The following is a 16,560-nucleotide window of genomic DNA, read 5'->3' as shown; positions in this document are numbered from 1 at the left end:
TAACTTATCGAATTGTGCACAAGTCGTGTTACTCGTCGGATTTCGATTGTAACCAAGCGAAGCCAGCCTCAGGATCGCGCCGTCATCCCTTTGAGGCTCCTCTATGAAGTTCTCCTCCATTCTCTTGTTGTCCCTTGGCCTGATCAGTGGCGTCGCTTCTGCTGGCGGCACTGCCGAAGCAGGTGTTGGCGGCGCATTGGGCGGGGTTTTGGGTTCGGTCGTCGGCCAATCCTTGGGCGGCAACACCGGTTCCACCATCGGCGCGGCCCTGGGCGGCGCGGGCGGTAGTGCGGTAGGCGCGGACAAACACAGCCGCGGCGAAGCGGCAATCGGCGGTGCGCTGGGCGCAGCCGGCGGTAACGTGGTCGGTCGTAGCGTGGGCGGTAGCACCGGCAGCCTGATCGGTGCTGCAGCGGGCGGCGGCGCCGGCGGCGCACTGGGTAACTACATGGGTAAGGACGATGACGATGACCGTCGCTATGAAGGTCGCCGTGGGGACCGTCGCTACTACCGTGACGGCCACCCGGGTCGTGGCCATGCCTACGGGCATCGCAAGCATCATCATCGCTATCGCGACTAATCGCTGGTTTTAAGCATCAGCGATAAAAGATCGCAGCCTGCGGCAGCTCTTCCCAGAGCCTGACCGCAGGCTGCGATTTTTCGTTTCAGACCACCAACCGCTCCAAAGCCCCGCGCAGCCGATCGGGTATCGCTACAGGCCGATTCGACGCCCGGTCCACGAACACGTGCACAAAGCGCCCGGCCGCGCAGGCCTCCTCCTCGTCCGCCTTGAACACCGCCAGTTCATATTGCACCGAGCTGCTGCCCAGCTTTCCAACCCGCAGCCCGATTTCAATCCGGTCAGGAAAAGCGATTGACGCAAAGTAGTCGCAGGCCGAACTCACTACGAACCCCACCACCTCTCCATCATGGATATCCAGGCCACCGACCTCGATCAGATAGGTGTTCACCGCCGTATCGAAAAAGCTGTAGTAGGTGACGTTGTTGACGTGACCGTACACATCGTTGTCATGCCAGCGCGTGGTGATGGCTTGCAGGTGCGGGTATTCACTACGTTGGGGCATTAGCTGTCCTTTACGGTTGATCATTGGTTCGTACGTGGCGCAGGACTGGGTCTACCGATGCGCGAAGCCCTTGCCCTGCGCGGCCAGCTCGCCGATCAGACGCGCGGGCTTCCATTGGTCCCCCTGCTTCGTTTCGAGCTCCAGCAGGCGGGCATGGATATCCTCGAGTCCCTGTCCATCGGCCCAGGCCATCGGGCCACCCTTGTCGGCGGGAAAACCGTAGCCGTTGAGATAGACCAGGTCGATATCGTGGGCCGACTCGGCAATGCCTTCCTGCAGGATCTTCGCGCCTTCGTTGACCAGCGCCAGCAAACAACGCTCGAGGATTTCCTCAGGTCCAATCTCGCGACGCTGGAAGCCCAGCGCTTCGCTGACCCGCTGCACCAGCGCGTCGACTTCCACATCATGTTCAGCCTGTCGACTGCCGGGTTCGTAGTGATAGTACCCGTTGCCACTTTTCTGGCCGAACCGCCCCAGTTCGCACAGCCGGTTATCCACCTGCACCTCAGGCGCATCCTGGCCTTTTCCCGCCAGCTCTCGGGCGCGCCACTCCAGGTCGATCCCGACGACGTCGTACATGCGGAACGGTCCCATGGCGAAGCCGAAGCCTTGCAACGCCGCATCGACCTGATGGGGGAACGCCCCCTCCAGCAACATCTTGCGAGCCTCCAACACATAAGGGTGAAGCATCCGGTTGCCGATGAAACCATGGCAATTGCCCGATACCACGCTGACCTTGCCCATGCGCTTACCCAGTGCGAGGGCTGCGTCCAGCACCGCCTTGGATGTTTGCGCACCACGAACGATTTCCAGCAGCTTCATGATGTGCGCCGGGCTGAAGAAATGCAGGCCCAGCACCTGGGTAGGCCGGCGAGTAGCCGCGGCGATTGCATCGATGTCCAGCGCCGAGGTGTTGCTCGCCAGGATCGCCTCGGGCTTGAGCAGACCGTCCAACTCCCGAAAAATCTTCTGCTTGAGTTCGAGGTTTTCGTAAACCGCTTCGATCACCAGATCGACATTGCGGATCGCCGCGTAATCATCTGCGCGCGTCACCCGTGCGATCCGTGCATCGGCTTCGCTTTGGTCGATACGGCCCTGGCGCACGTTATGGCCATAGGTTTCGGCCACGGCAGCCAGCGCCTGCTCGAGCATCTGCGGGTTGTTGTCGACCCACAGCACCGTCACGCCGGCATTGGCCAGGCACATCACAATGCCTCGCCCCATGGTGCCTGCACCGACCACGGCGGCGCGCTGGATATCGAAGGGTGTCTGGCTCATGTTTGCTCTCTTATTGGCGATCCAAAGACAGCCTTCACCTTAGTCAGCCCTCGAATATTTTTGAAATTTATTCGTGTGATGAAGGGCATTCATCAGATGGATGCAGCTCACAGCTGCGCCTGAGCCCAATGGCGAACCTCAGCGTACGGATACTCCTCCAGTGCGGCATATCCACGGATCTTTCGCGCCTTCAACCGGGTGAACAACGGCACGCTGATCCCGCACAGAAACCGGGTCAACCGCTCGGCAGAAGGTGGGTTACCAGTGTGCTCCTCATGCCTGTGGATAAAATCACCACACAGTGTCTCGAAGCTTTTATCCACAAGTGCCGGCAACGAAGGTGGCTCCGGCAGTTGAGCGACTTTTCCGTGACACACCGAGCAATGACCGCACTGCTGCGGCGCGTTGTCATCGCCGAAATACTGCGCCAATCGATAGCCGAGGCAACGGTCAGTGGCAAACAGCTCGAGCATGGCATGGATCCGCGCGATTTCACCGCGTTCGTGCCGAGTGAAGTAGGCGTGTAGCTCGGCACTCAAGACCTGCGCATCAAGGCCGGCTTCCAGCACGCTGTACACCTCGGTCATCTGTTTGCTTTCCAGCTCGATCCAGCCTTTTTCCTGGAAATAATCCAGCGCCTTGACCACGCGATTCCGTTCAGCGTGATATTGCTGGTACATCCCGTCGAAATTCACCGTGGCCCAGCTCCGGGCACGGCTGGAGGTCTGGATGATGGCCGAGACGAAGTCCCTTCGCTCACCTTCGAAGTGCTCAAGCAGCGCTTGTGGCTCGGTCAAGAACTTGAAGCGATACTCCGCGAAATAGGCATAACGCGGCGCGATCAGCCGACGCAGCTCCAGCTGGACCAGCAACGTCTTGAGCGGCAGTTGCCGGATGTTGCTCTGGTCCGCCAGGGGGCTCAGTAAAAACTCCCATTGCCCATCGGAAGCAGCGGCCTTCAGCTCTTCGAGCACGCAGCGAATGCCTTCCAGCTCGGGCGTATCGCCATACACAAAGTTCTCCAACACGTTGAGGCTGTCGCGATTGGCCAGTACCAGGCAATCGGATGGCTGCCCGTCCCGTCCGGCCCGGCCGATCTCCTGACTGTAGTTTTCAATGGATTTGGGCAGGTCGAAATGCACCACGTTGCGGATATCGCTCTTGTCGATGCCCATGCCGAAAGCGATGGTCGCGACAATGCAATTGGACTGCCCACCCATGAACCGCCGCTGGATGGCTTCGCGTTGCTCATGGGGCAAGCCGGCGTGATAGGCCTCGGCCCCGATACCGTGCTGGCTCAGGTGCTCAGCTATCTGCTCGGCGGTTCGCTGCAAGGTGACGTAGACGATGCTCGGCTGCCCGGGACGCTCGCCCAGCCATTGCACCAGCCGGGCGCGCTTGTCCGCACCGCGCACCGGCTCGACCAGCAAATTGAGGTTGGGCCGATAGAAACCGGTCGTCACCACATCGTCGGCGGCAATGGCGAACTTCGCCTGCATGTCGGCAATGACCTTCGGTGTTGCGGTGGCCGTCAGCAGCAATACCTGGGGAATACCGAACTGACGCTGATAGTCGGGAAGCTTGAGGTAGTCCGGGCGAAAATTATGCCCCCATTCAGAAATGCAATGAGCCTCGTCCACCACCAGCAACGAGATCGGCACCTGTTGCAGGAAGTTGCGGAAGCGCTCGTTCTTCAGCCGCTCCACGGAAATCATCAGAATCTTCAACTCACCCGAGCGAGCCCGCGCCATGGCGTCATTGGCTTCGTCACGGCTCTGGGCCGAGTCGATACTGGCCGACGCGATGCCGTGGCGCTGCAAGAACGCCAACTGGTCCTGCATCAGCGCCAGCAGGGGCGAGACCACCAAGGTGAGGTGCGGCAATAGCAGGGCTGGCAATTGATAACACAGGGACTTGCCGGAACCGGTGGGAAAAATGGCCGCCGCCGACCGACCGGCCAGTACTGCGCTGATGGCCGTTTCCTGACCGGGGCGAAACTGTGGATAACCGAAAACCTGTTCCAGGGTGCTGTGCATAAGCGGTCGCTCCTTTGACTGCTGCGAGACCCAAAGCCTAGCGGGACGGCGCAGCGCGTCGAGAAAAGGTCGGGGTAAAAAACGATACCGGATGATACAGCCTCAACGCCCTTTTGCTTTGCCACGAGGAGATACAAATCCGGGCACTTTGATGCCTCGTTCCGACTTCGTTTGCGGGTTAAGGTGTGCCGTCAATTCATGAGCAAGGCCAGGAAGCCTGACGCTCAATACTCCATTCAAGGACCGAACAATGCCACACCCATCTTCCGTGCGTGCTACGCGCCCTGGCGATAGCGTCAGCCTCATTGCTGGCCGGCTGCCTGACCATTGCTGAACAATCCGGCGTGGAACCTGCCGTGTTCGAAACACCGGAGTATCACGCTCAGCAGGGCTTGGCCGTCGTAAAGGCTTCGGCGTTATATTCCCGTGGAGGCACCGGACAGGATGTGGTCGTCGCACTGATCGACTCGGGGCTCGACACCCGCCTGAAGGAGTTCGAAGGCAGACTGAGCGATCCCGGATTCGATTACGTCGAAAACCGTCCAGGCACAATTGACCGCATCGGCCACGGCACGCAAATGGCCGGCATCCTCGCCGCCAACAAGGACAACCAGGGCATGCACGGCATCGCGTTCAACGCTCAGTTGATCCCCTTTCGCTTTGGCGACGACAACGAGCCATTTTCCTTCGATAGCGAGATCGCACAATCGTGGCAAAACGGTTTCGACAAGGGCGCCCGGCTGTTCAACAACTCGTGGGCCAACGCCATCCCCGCCACCGAAATCAACGAGGCGCGTTACAACCAAGTAATGCCCGACTCCCTGGCCGTTGCTCGAAAACTGGTCTCAGACGGTGCTGTGTTTGTCTTCCCGACAGGCAACGAACTCAAGCGTGAGCCTTTGGCCGAACCGGGGTTACCGGTGGCCTTGCCTGAACTGGAAAAAGGATGGATCGCGGTGGTTGCACTCAAAAACGACGGCAGCGCCATCAATGGCAAATCCAATTATTGCGGCGTCGCTGCCGCCTGGTGCATCGCCGTACCCGGCGGCGATGCCGGTGCCCAGGCCGGCTTGCTCACAGTGGGCAAGGACGGCCGTTACGTGCAAACCGCCGGCACGTCTCCCGCTGCGGCCCTGGTCAGCGGCGCACTGGCTGCGCTACAGAGCCTTTACCCACAACTCAGCCCGCAGCAAGTGCGCGAACATTTGCTGGCGACAGCCAACCGCACGGGCATCTATGCCAACAGTGAGGCCTATGGCCGGGGGTTGATGGATTTGGAAGCGGCCTCCCGACGAGCCCCTGACGCCATGACAGATTAAAGTACTTATGCCTTCGTCGTGGAACTCGCTTCACCGCTTGTTTTTCATGAACTCTCGTAACGGGAGATGACTAGCCCGTCGGAAATGACCTGCCGCATCCTAAGCCTGCCCTACAGCCAGTTTGTAGGAAGACAATCCGCCCATCGATCGATACCAGCGACTCAACAGCACACCGATTCTGGCCATCGACACCGAGGCCAACCTCCACGACCTCTGCGACGCCGCCGCCCAACGAATCCGCGCGTCCAGCGACCTGCTCGAACCCCTTCACTGCCTATGCTTCAAACACGCCGATGTGAAAGACATTCCCAACATCGTTCATGCGCTTTATCTGCTGACCCAGGATGGCAGCGAGTTGCTGGAGGTGGTGCGGCAGCGGTTGCGTTGATTAGCCGCCCATAAAAAAACCGCCCACAAAGGGCGGTTTTTTCATTCGCTAACCGAGCCTTACAGCTGTGGCCCTGCAGCCTTGATCGCATCGCTCACATCAAACTTCTTGAAGTTCTCGGTGAACAACCCGGCCAACGCCTTGGCAGCTTCGTCGTACGCAGCCTTGTCGGCCCAGGTGTTGCGTGGGTTCAACAGGCCAGTCTCAACGCCTGGAACAGCCAGCGGCACGTCCAGGTTGATGATGTCCAGGTGTTCGGTTTCTGCACCGATCAGCGCGCCGCTCTGGATCGCCGCGATCACCGCACGGGTGGTCGGGATGTTGAAGCGCTTGCCGACGCCATAGCCGCCGCCAGTCCAGCCAGTGTTGACCAGGTAGACTTTGGAGCCGAAGCCACGGATGCGCTTGATCAGCAGTTCTGCGTATTCACCGGCAGGGCGCGGGAAGAACGGCGCGCCGAAGCAGGTGGAGAAGGTCGACTTGATGCCGCTGCCCGAACCCATTTCGGTCGAGCCCACCAGTGCGGTGTAGCCAGACAGGAAGTGGTAGGCGGCTTGCTCTTCGCTGAGGATCGACACCGGCGGCAATACGCCGGTCAGGTCGCACGTCAGGAAGATCACGGCGTTAGGCTCGCCACCGAGGTTTTTTGGAGCACGTTTTTCGATCAGCTCACGCGGGTAGGCGGCGCGGCTGTTCTGGGTCAGGCTGTCGTCGGCGTAGTCGGCTTTCTTGGTAACCGGATCCAGGACAACGTTTTCCAGTACGGCGCCGTGCTGGATGGCTTTCCAGATGACCGGCTCGTTCTTCTCGGACAGGTCGATGCACTTGGCATAGCAACCGCCTTCGATGTTGAAGACCACGCCCACGCCCCAACCGTGCTCGTCGTCGCCGATCAGGTAACGGCTCTCATCGGCAGACAGGGTGGTCTTGCCAGTGCCCGACAGACCGAAGAACAGGGTCACGTCGCCCTCTTCGCCCATGTTGGCAGCGCAGTGCATCGGCAGCACATCAACGGCTGGCAGCAAGAAGTTCTGCACGGAGAACAGGGCTTTTTTCATTTCACCGGCGTAACGCATACCGGCGATCAGCACTTTTTTGGCCGCGAAGTTGATGATCACGGTGCCGTCGGAGTTGGTGCCGTCACGCTCAGGCTCGCAGACGAAATTCGGTGCGTTGATGATCTGCCACTCATCCTTGCCGCCGGCGTTGTACTGTTCTGGGTTGATGAACAGGCAACGGCCGAACAGGTTGTGCCAGGCAGTCTCGGTGGTCATCTTGACCGGCAGGTAGTGCGCAGGATCAGAACCTACATGCACGTGGGAGACGAAACGCTCGCGCTCGCCCAGATAGGCTTCAACGCGGTTCCACAAGGCATCGAACTTGTCGGCCGGGAACTTGCGGTTGATCGGGCCCCAGGCGATAGCGTCCTGGGTGGTCGGTTCTTCTACGATGAAGCGGTCAACTGGCGAGCGACCGGTACGATGACCGGTACGCACAACCAGCGCGCCAGTATCGGCAAGCTCGCCTTCACCGCGACTCAGGGCTTCTTTGACCAGATCATCGACACTCAGATCGGTGTACACGGCGTTATTGGCTTGCGTCATGAGGTTCCCCGTCGGCCCGTGGCCGAGTGCTCCAAACGTTTTGTAGTAGGAAGTCGCGCACTACTACCCGAAAAAAGTGGGCCGGATTATGCCAGAAAAGCCCAAAAATAGTAGGGCCCTCCCGTCAGTACGGCGTAAATCCGGCGTTTGCCAGGAGATTTACCTGCGCTGAACCGTTTTAGTGACGAGTATCTGACGGTGTGTCGACACCCGCACCGGCGAACAATTGTGCAATGTCTGCCGCGTCGAACAGGTAGCGCTCATTGCAAAACTGGCAATCGACCTCGATGGCACCGCCATGCTCGATCACCAGTTGCTGCGCATCTTCCAGACCCAGACTGACAAGCGCATTGCCGGAACGTTCACGGGAGCAGCTGCATTGGAAGCGCAACGGCTGGCCATCGAACAGGCGCACGGCCTCCTCGTGGTAGAGGCGATGCAGCACGGTTTCATTGTCCAGGCTCAACAGCTCGTCGGCGCTCAAGGTGCCGGCCAGAGCGGTGACGTGCTGCCAGCTGGCGTCACGTTCTTCCGGGTCACGGAGCCGGTCGGCGGGCAATTGTTGCAGCAGCAGACCACGGGCGCGCCGCCCGTCGGCATAGAGCCAGAAACGGGTGTTGGTCTGCTGGGACATGACGAAGTAGTTGGTGAAGCAATCGGCCAGGGTCGCGCCGTCGAGGTCGACAATTCCCTGGTAGCGCTGACCTTGGGTCGGATCGACCGTCAGGGCCAGCACGCCATTGGGCATCATGTCGGCCAGCGTCGCGTCGGGTGCGATCTGCTCGGCGTCATAACGGGCCAGGCCACGGATCTCGCGCTCACTGGAGCACTCGATCATCAGCAACGGCACCGGGCCTTCGGAACGGGCCTGGAGAATCAGCAAGCCATCGAACTTCAAGGTGCCGACCAGCAGCGCAGCAGCTGCCATCAATTCGCCGAGCATCTGCGCGACCGGCTCTGGATAGGGGTGCTTGGCGAGGACTTCGGCATAGCTACGCTCCAACGCCACCAGTTCGCCACGAGTGTCACTGTCATCGAAGATGAAACGCTGGGTGTAGTCGGTATCCGGTAAATCAGTCATAGGATCTGGTATCTGAAGTGATGACAATTGATCGTGGGCATTTTATGGGCATTGCCGGTGGGTTCCAAGCAAGGCGAGGGTTTGTCTGACCGGAAGAGACCGATGACTCGATCTGAATGGTCATTGTGGCGAGGGAGCTTGCTCCCGCTCGGTTGCGCAGCGACCGTCAGATTCTGGGGCCGCTACGCCGCCCAGCGGGAGCAAGCTCCCTCGCCACGGGCCTTGCGCCAGCCTTTTTATTCGCTATTGCTGCCATGAAACCTGAACAGATCCCGGCGCTGCTTCTTGCTTGGCTTGCCATCGGTGCTGACACCCAGGGCGCCAGCCTTGCGCTGCGCGGCGGCGGCTTCGCGCTTGGCGATACTGGCTTCGGTTTCGCGATACAGGGCCTGTGCTTCAGGGGCGCCGCGACGCACGATCGACAGCGCTTCTACCACCACGGTTTTTTCATCGAACCCGGCGCGGATGACAAATTCGTCGCCGATACGAGGTTCCTTGCCCGGCTTGCAGCGCTCGCCCCGGTGATGGACCTTGCCGCTTTCGATGGCGGCCTTGGCCAAGGCACGCGTCTTATAGAAACGCGCCGCCCACAACCATTTATCGAGACGAACCTTGTCGTCTTCTTCCTGTTTTTGTGCCACTGCAATTCCTCTTTCCTGCCAATGGTCAGAACTGTACTACCGTTTTTGTCGGGAACACGAATTCGGCCCGACAGATAGAATGCCTGCCGGAACACTTTCACGGGCATGGGGCGATATTGGTAACGGGCGGACACAGGCGTGTAGATAACTGTCGCCATTTTGTGATTATTCTGCGTGAATACCGCGATTCGCGGACTCAACGATCCGATGTACTGATCGCAGGTTGTTTTTATTGAAAACTTTTGACCATTTGACCGTTGTCGGTCTGCGCGAGTGGGTGGCGCTCCCGGATCTGGGAGTCGCGGGCCTACGGGCAAAAATCGACACCGGTGCCAGTACCTCCAGCCTGCACGCCACCGACATCGAGCCATTCGAGCGCGACGGTGAAAAATGGGTGCGTTTCACCGCGCACCTGGGCACGGTGGTGCAGTTGCGTCATCGCCGCTGCGAAGCCCCGCTGGTGGCGCGCAAGACGATAAAAAGCTCCAACGGCCACGCTCAGGTCCGCTACGTGATCAGCACCACGCTGGCACTGGGTGATCGGATCTGGCGGGTCGAGTTCACGCTGGCCTGCCGCAAATCCATGCGATATCGCCTCTTGCTGGGTTCCAAAGCCCTGATCGACGGCCAGTTGGTGGTCAATCCGGGTATCAAATACGTTCAAGACAAACCGGTGTTCCCGGTGTCCACTACCTCTGCCACAGGTGTTGCATGAAGATCGCTGTGCTGTCGCGTAATCCGCGTCTGTATTCCACTCGTCGCCTGGTTGAAGCCGGCACCGAACGTGGCCATGAAATGGTGGTGATCGACACCCTGCGCGCCTACATGAACATTGCCAGCCACAAGCCGCAGATCCACTACCGTGGCAAGCCGCTGGAAGGCTTCGACGCGGTGATCCCGCGGATCGGCGCCTCGGTGACGTTCTATGGCTGCGCGGTGTTGCGTCAATTCGAAATGATGGGGGTGTTTCCCCTCAACGAGTCCGTGGCCATTGCCCGCTCCCGGGACAAGCTGCGCTCGCTGCAATTACTGTCGCGGCGTGGGATCGGCTTGCCGGTGACCGGCTTTGCCCACTCTCCCGACGACATTCCCGATCTGATCGCAATGGTCAATGGCGCGCCACTGGTGATCAAAGTGCTGGAAGGCACCCAGGGCATCGGCGTGGTGCTGTGTGAAACCGCAACGGCAGCGGAGTCGGTGATCGAAGCGTTCATGGGCCTGAAGCAGAACATCATGGTCCAGGAATACATCAAGGAAGCCGGTGGCGCGGACATTCGCTGCTTCGTGGTCGGCGACAAGGTGATCGCCTCGATGAAACGCCAGGCCAAGCCCGGTGAGTTCCGCTCCAACCTCCATCGCGGCGGCAGCGCCAGCCTGATCAAGATCACCCCGGAAGAACGCATGACCGCCCTGCGCGCTGCAAAAGTCATGGGCCTGGCCGTGGCCGGCGTGGATATCCTGCGCTCCAATCACGGGCCACTGGTGATGGAGGTGAACTCCTCGCCAGGCCTGGAAGGGATCGAGACCACCACCAGCAAGAACGTGGCCGGGATCATCATCGAACACCTGGAAAAGAATGGCGGGCCGAACATGACCCGGACCAAGGGCAAGGGCTGACTCAACACAAACCCTGTGGGAGCGAGCTTGCTCGCGATGGCGTCGGATCAGCCACATCGATGTTGACTGAAACACCGCCATCGCGAGCAAGCTCGCTCCCACAGGTGCCCTGCATTCGGATCGATTACACCGCATCCCTTGGCAGCATCAGCCCCAACGGTAACCGCACCCGCGCTTCCAACCCGCCACCCACACGGTTGCGCAGTTCGACGTTGCCGCCGTGCATCGAGGCGATGCGCTTGACGATGGCCAGGCCCAACCCCGTCCCCTTCCCGCCTCGGGCGCGGTCGCCCCGGGTGAAGGGGTTGAAAATGGCTTCCAGCTCCGACGGATCGATGCCGGCGCCACGGTCCATGACACTCAGCACCACATAAGGCGCATTGGTGTCGCCGGAAACATAGGCCGCCACCTCGACGCCGGTACCGGCGTGGTTCAAGGCATTACCGATCAGGTTGTTCAACAAGCGCTTCATCGACACCCGACGCAGCGGGAAGGGCTGGATCGGCTCCAGGCGCAAGTGCACTTTTTCATCGTTCTGGTTATAGGGCGCAACCACTTCCCGTACCAATTCGCTGAGGTCCACCTCCTCCACCGATTCGTCACGACCGTCGCGAATGAACGCCAGGAACTGGTCGAGAATCGCGTCCATGTCCTCGATGTCGCGGACCATTTCGTCGGTCAGGTCGGTGTGCTCGCCCATCAACTCAAGCGACAGCCGTAGGCGGGTCAGCGGTGTGCGCAGGTCGTGGGAGACGCCGGCGAGCATCAGTTCACGCTCGCGTCCGGCCTGTTCGACATCTTCAGCCATCTGGTTGAAGGCGCGGTAGACCTCGGTCATCTCGCTGGGGGTATCGCTGACGGGCAGGCGCACGCTGCGCCCCTGACCCAGTTGGCGGGCCGCATAGACCAGGCGTTTCAACGGTTGGTTGAGCTGGCTGACGAAGATCCACGCCGAAGCCGTCGACAGCAGGCCGATCGCCAGGAACCAGCCAAGCACGTTCCAGATCTTCTGACCGCGCAACGGATGCGGGTACAACGGCACTTTCAGCCAGCCATCACCCAGGCTTGGGGCACGCACCCACAACGCCGGAGGCGAGTGCATGCGCAGTCGCACTTCGGTATCGGCGCCCAGCTCCGCCTGCATCTGCCGTTGATAGATCTCGCTGTAAGGCCAATGTTGCTCGCCTTCCGGCACACCGGCACCGACCACCCGGATCAGAGTCGCCGCTTCGGCGATTTTCGCTCGATTGGTTTCGTCGGCCGCCCAATAGGCCCGCAGGGTCAAGGCAACGCCGTGGCTGTACTGCCGATCCACCAGTACGTCTTCGTTCATCAGCAGGTAGACCAGCGTCAGTGCCTTGGAAAAGAGCACGACGATCAGCACCAGCCAGAGGGTGCGGGAGAAGAAACTCTGGGGGAACCAAACGGGGGTTTTCATGGATAACCGCTACACACTTGCAGGAGCGAGCGATGCTCGCACAATGACGGACCGCGAGTCGCCTGGAAGAACGCATTCAACCCGCCAGGCCACCCGCTCCTACAAATCGCCGATCACTTGCTGGCGGCGCCATCCGGCACGAATACATAACCCACGCCCCATACCGTCTGGATATACCGCGGCTTGGAAGGATCGGGCTCGATCATCCGGCGCAGGCGGGAAATCTGCACGTCGATGGAGCGCTCCAGTGCATCCCACTCACGACCACGGGCCAGGTTCATCAGCTTGTCGCGGGTCAGCGGCTGACGGGCATTCATCACCAGGGCCTTGAGCACGGCGAACTCACCGGTGGTGAGCATGTGGATCTCGTCGCCGCGCTTGAGCTCGCGAGTGGCCAGGGACAGTTCATAGTCGCCGAAGGTCACGCTTTCGTCTTCGCTGCCCGGCGCGCCAGGCACCGGAGCCGATTGACGACGCAGTACCGCCTTGACCCGGGCCATCAGCTCGTCGGGGTTGAACGGCTTGGCCAGGTAATCGTCGGCACCCAGTTCGAGACCCTTGATACGACTCAGCTCGTCACCCTTGGCGGTGAGCATGATGATCGGAATCTGATTATTGGCGCCGCGCAGGCGACGGCAGGCCGTCAAGCCGTCTTCACCGGGCAACATCAGGTCGAGCACCACGAGGTTGAAAACTTCGCGGGCCAACAGCCGATCCATTTGCTCGGTGTTCGGTACGGTGCGGGCGCGGTAGCCCTTGCTGACGAAAAAACGCTCCAGCAGGCTGCTCAGCCCTGGATCGTCGTCAACAATAAGAATTTTTTCGCCTTCAGCAGTTTGTGCAGTGCTGCTCATAGGAAGCTCCTTTGATCTCGGCGCGCATTATGGCCTAGCTGCCGTTATACGCACCGTGTGCATTGTTAGCAGATTTTTCCTCTATCTCCACAAATCCGGGTATCGAGCCTACAGACCACGACGCCCCCGAAGGACGGAACGCCGGTTATAATGCGCGGCCTTTTGTGCCAGGGAATGTCGGATCGTTATCCCGGCGTATCGTTTTTTTCCTCCTGGTGTGGCAGCACTTTTTGAATTTCGCGGGTCAACAGGCAGCCTTTTGACCCAGGCAGCGGCGCATGCCAGGCCGCTCAACCAGTCTCGCCGAGCCCCGTTTGCGCGGTGGCGAGCCTGATTTCACAATTTGTCAGGTGGTTTTATGGACAGCATCAACAGCCGCATCGCCGAGGAACTCGGTGTACGCCCACAACAGGTCGAAGCGGCCGTCGCGCTACTCGATGAAGGCTCCACGGTGCCTTTTATCGCCCGTTACCGGAAAGAAGTCACCGGTAGCCTCGATGACATTCAATTGCGTCATCTGGAAGAGCGCCTGCGCTACATGCGAGAACTCGACGAACGGCGCATCAGCATCCTGGCCAGCATCCAGGAGCAGGGCAAGCTGACCCCGCAACTCGAGCGTGACATCAAGCTGGCCGACACCAAGACCCGTCTCGAAGACTTGTACCTGCCCTATAAACAAAAACGCCGCACCAAGGGCCAGATCGCCCTGGAAGCCGGCCTCGGCGAGCTGGCCGACGGTCTGTTCAACGACCCGACCCTGGCCCCGGAAACCGAAGCCGCGCGTTTCGTCGACGCCGAAAAGGGTGTGGCGGACGTAAAAGCGGCGCTGGAAGGCGCCAAGTACATCCTGATGGAGCGCTTCGCCGAAGACGCCAACCTGCTGGAAAAACTGCGCAACTACCTCAAGCAGGAAGCCACCCTCAGCGCCCGGGTGATCGCCGGCAAGGAAGAGGAAGGCGCCAAGTTCCGCGACTACTTCGAACACGACGAACCGCTCAAGAGCATGCCCTCCCACCGGGCCCTGGCGATTTTCCGTGGTCGCAACGAAGGCATTCTCAGCTCCGCGCTGAAGGTCGGTGAAGAGCTGCCAGGGGCCATGCACCCGTGCGAAGGCATGATCGGCCAGCAGTTCGGCATCCAGAACCAGAATCGCGCCGCCGACAAATGGCTGGCCGAGGTGGTGCGTTGGACTTGGAAGGTCAAGCTCTACACCCATCTGGAAACCGACCTGCTGGGCGAGTTGCGCGATAACGCCGAGACCGAGGCAATCAACGTATTCGCCCACAACCTGCACGACTTGCTGCTGGCCGCGCCGGCCGGCCCACGGGCCACCCTGGGCCTGGACCCGGGCCTGCGCACCGGTTGCAAGGTCGCGGTGGTGGACGCCACCGGCAAGCTGCTGGACCACGCCACGGTCTACCCCCACGTGCCGCACAACAAGTGGGACCAGACCCTCGCCGTGCTCGCCGCCCTGTGTGCCAAGCATTCGGTGGACTTGATCGCCATCGGCAACGGCACCGCCAGCCGGGAGACCGATAAACTGGCCGCCGAGCTGATCAAAAAATACCCAGCCATGAAAATGACCAAGGTCATGGTTTCCGAAGCCGGTGCTTCCGTTTATTCGGCGTCGGAACTGGCCTCCAAGGAGTTCCCGGACCTGGACGTGTCGATCCGTGGCGCGGTGTCCATTGCCCGTCGTTTGCAGGATCCGTTGGCGGAACTGGTGAAGATCGATCCGAAATCCATCGGCGTCGGTCAGTACCAGCACGACGTTTCCCAGTTGAAACTGGCCCGTGGCCTGGACGCCGTGGTGGAGGATTGCGTGAACGCCGTGGGCGTGGACGTGAACACCGCTTCGGTGGCGCTGTTGGCACGTATCTCCGGCCTGAACGCCACGCTGGCGCAAAACATCGTGACCCACCGCGACGAACACGGTGCGTTCAAGACCCGCGCCGCGTTGAAGAAAGTCCCGCGCCTGGGCGAAAAAACCTTCGAACAGGCCGCCGGTTTCCTGCGCGTCATGAACGGCGACAACCCCCTGGATTCGTCGGCAGTCCACCCTGAAGCCTATCCGCTGGTGCAGAGCATCGCCGCCCAGACCGACCGCGACATTCGCTCGCTGATCGGCGACGCTGCATTCCTCAAGCGCCTGGACCCGAAGAAGTTCACCGATGAAACCTTCGGCCTGCCCACCGTGACCGACATCCTCCAGGAACTGGAGAAACCCGGCCGCGATCCCCGCCCTGAGTTCAAGACCGCCGAGTTCCAGGACGGCGTCGAAGACCTCAAGGACCTGCAGCCCGGCATGATCCTCGAAGGCGTGGTGACCAACGTCACCAACTTCGGTGCCTTCGTCGACATCGGCGTGCACCAGGACGGCCTGGTGCACATCTCCGCCCTGTCGGAGAAGTTCATCAAGGACCCGCGCGAAGCGGTCAAGGCCGGTGACGTGGTGAAAGTGAAGGTCATGGAAGTCGATATCCCACGCAAACGCGTCGGCCTGTCGATGCGCATGAGCGACACGCCGGGTGAAAAAGTCGACGGTGCCCGTGGCGCTCGCCCTGGCTCGACCCCGCGCCAGTCGCAGAACACCGCGCCGCGCAAGGAAACCACTGCTGCGGCCCCGACGAATAACGCCATGGCCTCGTTGTTCGCCAACGCCAAGCAGTTGAAGAAGCGCTGATGGACGTGCCGGCCGGGTGGGTGGAGAGCGCGTTTTTCAAGCTGCTCGGCTGTCGTCTGCAGAGCCTGGGGGACGGGGTGGCGCAAGTCGCCCTGGGCCTTGAGCCGCCGTTGCGCAATCGTGGCGGCAAGCTGCACGGCGGCGCGCTGTTCAGCCTGGTGGACATTGCCATGGGACTGGCCTGTTCCAGCGTCCACGGCTTTGACCAGCAGAGCGCGACCATCGAATGCAAGATCAACTACATTCGCGCCGTGTCCGACGGTGAAGTGCTGTGCACCGCCCGGGTCATCCACCCGGGCCGGCGCACGCTGGTGGTCGAGGCCGAGGTGCTGCAAGGCTACAAACTGGTCGCAAAAGCGCAAGGCACGTTCGCTGTCCTATAGCTCCCTGTCATCGATTTGAGTTAATTTCGACGCTGCGAATGCGGTGTCGAGATTTTCTGTGGGAGCGGGCTTGCTCGCGAAAGCGGCGTGTCAGGCGACTTCAATGCTGGCTGATAAGGCCTCTTCGCGAGCAAGCCCGCTCCCACAGGGAGT

15 protein-coding genes are annotated in these 16,560 nt (G+C 60.7%); 7 read left to right on the top strand and 8 right to left on the bottom strand.

Features of this window, described 5'->3' with window-relative positions:
• Positions 1-103: 103 nt before the first annotated feature.
• On the top strand, positions 104-580 hold the full coding sequence (locus tag CD58_RS01300) for a glycine zipper domain-containing protein (RefSeq protein ID WP_025211294.1): 477 nt from the start codon (positions 104-106) through the stop codon (positions 578-580).
• Positions 581-665: 85 nt separating this feature from the next.
• Here CD58_RS01300 and CD58_RS01295 read toward each other — a convergent pair whose 3' ends face one another.
• The 3 genes from CD58_RS01295 to CD58_RS01285 form a co-directional block, all read right to left on the bottom strand.
• Positions 666-1,085 (bottom strand): acyl-CoA thioesterase, encoded by a 420-nt coding sequence (locus CD58_RS01295; RefSeq protein ID WP_025211293.1) that lies wholly within the window; start codon positions 1,083-1,085, stop codon positions 666-668.
• A gap of 51 nt (positions 1,086-1,136) precedes the next feature.
• Positions 1,137-2,363, bottom strand: coding sequence for a 3-hydroxyacyl-CoA dehydrogenase (locus CD58_RS01290; protein ID WP_025211292.1), 1,227 nt, complete (start codon positions 2,361-2,363; stop codon positions 1,137-1,139).
• Between the two features lie 107 nt (positions 2,364-2,470).
• Positions 2,471-4,399 (bottom strand): RecQ family ATP-dependent DNA helicase, encoded by a 1,929-nt coding sequence (locus CD58_RS01285; RefSeq protein WP_025211291.1) that lies wholly within the window; start codon positions 4,397-4,399, stop codon positions 2,471-2,473.
• A 272-nt stretch (positions 4,400-4,671) separates the two neighbouring features.
• On the opposite strand from CD58_RS01285, the gene CD58_RS01280 reads away from it, so the two are divergent.
• Positions 4,672-5,718: a S8 family peptidase gene (locus CD58_RS01280; RefSeq protein WP_038436382.1), complete on the top strand. Its 1,047-nt coding sequence runs from the start codon at positions 4,672-4,674 to the stop codon at positions 5,716-5,718.
• Between the two features lie 142 nt (positions 5,719-5,860).
• Complete coding sequence (locus CD58_RS01275) at positions 5,861-6,106, top strand: hypothetical protein (RefSeq protein WP_038436381.1); 246 nt, start codon at positions 5,861-5,863, stop codon at positions 6,104-6,106.
• A gap of 59 nt (positions 6,107-6,165) precedes the next feature.
• Here CD58_RS01275 and CD58_RS01270 read toward each other — a convergent pair whose 3' ends face one another.
• From CD58_RS01270 to CD58_RS01260, 3 genes are all read right to left on the bottom strand, one after another.
• Positions 6,166-7,710 carry a phosphoenolpyruvate carboxykinase gene (locus CD58_RS01270; RefSeq protein ID WP_025211289.1) on the bottom strand — a complete coding sequence of 515 codons (1,545 nt, stop codon included), beginning with the start codon at positions 7,708-7,710 and terminating at the stop codon, positions 6,166-6,168.
• Between the two features lie 178 nt (positions 7,711-7,888).
• Positions 7,889-8,791 carry an Hsp33 family molecular chaperone HslO gene (gene hslO, locus CD58_RS01265; protein ID WP_025211288.1) on the bottom strand — a complete coding sequence of 301 codons (903 nt, stop codon included), beginning with the start codon at positions 8,789-8,791 and terminating at the stop codon, positions 7,889-7,891.
• 236 nt (positions 8,792-9,027) lie between these two features.
• Positions 9,028-9,432: an RNA-binding S4 domain-containing protein gene (locus tag CD58_RS01260; protein WP_025211287.1), complete on the bottom strand. Its 405-nt coding sequence runs from the start codon at positions 9,430-9,432 to the stop codon at positions 9,028-9,030.
• Positions 9,433-9,682: 250 nt separating this feature from the next.
• Here CD58_RS01260 and CD58_RS01255 point away from each other — a divergent pair, with 250 nt between their 5' ends.
• Both CD58_RS01255 and rimK read left to right on the top strand, forming a co-directional pair.
• Positions 9,683-10,147 carry an ATP-dependent zinc protease gene (locus CD58_RS01255; protein WP_171061301.1) on the top strand — a complete coding sequence of 155 codons (465 nt, stop codon included), beginning with the start codon at positions 9,683-9,685 and terminating at the stop codon, positions 10,145-10,147.
• The gene (gene rimK / locus CD58_RS01250; RefSeq protein ID WP_003196697.1) at positions 10,144-11,049 is read left to right on the top strand and encodes a 30S ribosomal protein S6--L-glutamate ligase; all 906 of its coding nucleotides are present in this window, start codon (positions 10,144-10,146) and stop codon (positions 11,047-11,049) included. The genes CD58_RS01255 and rimK overlap by 4 nt, the downstream gene beginning before the upstream one ends.
• 124 nt (positions 11,050-11,173) lie before the next feature.
• Here rimK and CD58_RS01245 read toward each other — a convergent pair whose 3' ends face one another.
• Complete coding sequence (locus tag CD58_RS01245; protein ID WP_025211285.1) at positions 11,174-12,487, bottom strand: ATP-binding protein; 1,314 nt, start codon at positions 12,485-12,487, stop codon at positions 11,174-11,176.
• A gap of 113 nt (positions 12,488-12,600) precedes the next feature.
• Entirely contained in the window at positions 12,601-13,341 is a 741-nt protein-coding gene (gene ompR, locus CD58_RS01240; RefSeq protein WP_025211284.1) for a two-component system response regulator OmpR, read from the bottom strand.
• Between the two features lie 358 nt (positions 13,342-13,699).
• Between ompR and CD58_RS01235 the strand changes: the two genes are divergently transcribed.
• Complete coding sequence (locus CD58_RS01235; protein WP_025211283.1) at positions 13,700-16,024, top strand: Tex family protein; 2,325 nt, start codon at positions 13,700-13,702, stop codon at positions 16,022-16,024.
• Positions 16,024-16,407, top strand: coding sequence for a PaaI family thioesterase (locus CD58_RS01230; RefSeq protein ID WP_025211282.1), 384 nt, complete (start codon positions 16,024-16,026; stop codon positions 16,405-16,407). The genes CD58_RS01235 and CD58_RS01230 overlap by 1 nt, the downstream gene beginning before the upstream one ends.
• Positions 16,408-16,560: the final 153 nt, after the last annotated feature.

Source organism: Pseudomonas brassicacearum (assembly GCF_000585995.1).
Taxonomy (GTDB): Bacteria; Pseudomonadota; Gammaproteobacteria; order Pseudomonadales; family Pseudomonadaceae; genus Aquipseudomonas; species Aquipseudomonas brassicacearum_A.
The sequence above is the reverse complement of the archived record's forward strand: the minus strand, read 5'-3'. Positions and strand labels throughout refer to the sequence as shown.

Coding starts and splice junctions, on each gene's coding strand:
- CD58_RS01300 (WP_025211294.1), top strand. CDS start 104: ATGAAGTTCTCCTCCATTCTCTTGTTGTCCCTTGGCCTGATCAGTGGC.
- CD58_RS01295 (WP_025211293.1), bottom strand. CDS start 1,085: ATGCCCCAACGTAGTGAATACCCGCACCTGCAAGCCATCACCACGCGC.
- CD58_RS01290 (WP_025211292.1), bottom strand. CDS start 2,363: ATGAGCCAGACACCCTTCGATATCCAGCGCGCCGCCGTGGTCGGTGCA.
- CD58_RS01285 (WP_025211291.1), bottom strand. CDS start 4,399: ATGCACAGCACCCTGGAACAGGTTTTCGGTTATCCACAGTTTCGCCCC.
- CD58_RS01270 (WP_025211289.1), bottom strand. CDS start 7,710: ATGACGCAAGCCAATAACGCCGTGTACACCGATCTGAGTGTCGATGAT.
- hslO (WP_025211288.1), bottom strand. CDS start 8,791: ATGACTGATTTACCGGATACCGACTACACCCAGCGTTTCATCTTCGAT.
- rimK (WP_003196697.1), top strand. CDS start 10,144: ATGAAGATCGCTGTGCTGTCGCGTAATCCGCGTCTGTATTCCACTCGT.
- CD58_RS01245 (WP_025211285.1), bottom strand. CDS start 12,487: ATGAAAACCCCCGTTTGGTTCCCCCAGAGTTTCTTCTCCCGCACCCTC.
- ompR (WP_025211284.1), bottom strand. CDS start 13,341: ATGAGCAGCACTGCACAAACTGCTGAAGGCGAAAAAATTCTTATTGTT.
- CD58_RS01235 (WP_025211283.1), top strand. CDS start 13,700: ATGGACAGCATCAACAGCCGCATCGCCGAGGAACTCGGTGTACGCCCA.
- CD58_RS01230 (WP_025211282.1), top strand. CDS start 16,024: ATGGACGTGCCGGCCGGGTGGGTGGAGAGCGCGTTTTTCAAGCTGCTC.